Origin of the sequence: Streptomyces sp. NPDC002130 (genome assembly GCF_040296465.1) — a bacterium.
In the GTDB taxonomy this organism is placed as follows: domain Bacteria; phylum Actinomycetota; class Actinomycetes; order Streptomycetales; family Streptomycetaceae; genus Streptomyces.
Genome location: NZ_JBEOXI010001311.1, coordinates 1 through 1,011 on the forward strand (window position 1 = coordinate 1; position 1,011 = coordinate 1,011).

Consider the following 1,011-nt stretch of genomic DNA (forward strand, 5'->3'; position numbering starts at 1 on the left):
AGGTAACCGATCACAGGCACGCACACTGTCGAGGCCGCGATGATCGTGAAAACCAGAATGGCGACAACAACTTCTCCGGATCCAAGCGAGGCGGATCCGATCGAGATTCCGGCCGCGATACACATCATCAGATTCTTCGGATTGATCGCAGCCAGAGCGAAGCCCAAGCCGAGGCCTTTGGCAGCGGTCATGTCGTCGATGGCTTGCATCCACTTCGGGGTTTCGTGTTCGCCTCCGCGTCCGCGCCATTGCTTTGCTCCGAACGCAAGAAGTAACACTCCCAACGCCAGCTTGATCCACGAGACCGTCGCCGACGGATCACCTTCGGAGTCGCCGAGCTTGCTGGACAAGAGCACGAAGATCACAGTGGCGACAACGATTCCGAGTATCCAGCCCAGAGCGAACCCGACGCTCGTGCTGCCGGCACGCTTGGACAACAACATCAAGATTGCCGCGATGATCGGGATCGGCGATACCGCAACGCCGACCGCGAGGGGTAACAGATCCCCGATGACAGATCCCATGCCGACCTCTTCTCTCTCCCGGTCGACACTAGGGGCGGGGGACCTGCGCAGCCTCACACGAAAAGGATGAACAGAACCGTGGCGACATTCACCCGTAGGGGATGAAGCCCGAGGAGCATGCGCGAGTAAGACTGGATCTCACGGATGCGGAGTCCTGGATCGAGCAGCGACGCCGATTGCACTTGACGACACCTGATTTCGAGACTCGGCGCGGGGCGGGTCCGAACCTCACGGCCCTACGAAATGGAGCGGACACTGATGAATGCTCCCACTCGGTATCAATTCCTCATCGACGGCGAAGTGTCGGACCGTGTCAAGGCCGCATTTCCCGACCTCAGTGTTGCCAGTGCGGCCGGCGGATTCACCAGTTTGTACGGACCCGTCGCGGACCACACGGCCATGCGAAGCATCATGGCCCGCCTCGCCGGGTTGTAACGAGCGGTGTGCTGGTACAGGCTCCGGACCTTCACGCCACGATCGATGAGGG

At 60.5% G+C, this 1,011-nt stretch carries 2 protein-coding genes; one reads left to right on the plus strand and one right to left on the minus strand.

What is annotated here, in order from left to right; all coding sequences use genetic code 11:
• Positions 1-524: GAP family protein (locus ABT116_RS50560; protein ID WP_351648645.1), on the minus strand; the 524-nt coding region annotated here is incomplete at its 3' end.
• 258 nt (positions 525-782) lie between these two features.
• On the opposite strand from ABT116_RS50560, the gene ABT116_RS51320 reads away from it, so the two are divergent.
• Positions 783-959 carry a DUF8691 family protein gene (locus tag ABT116_RS51320; protein WP_502984126.1) on the plus strand — a complete coding sequence of 59 codons (177 nt, stop codon included), beginning with the start codon at positions 783-785 and terminating at the stop codon, positions 957-959.
• Positions 960-1,011 lie beyond the last annotated feature (52 nt).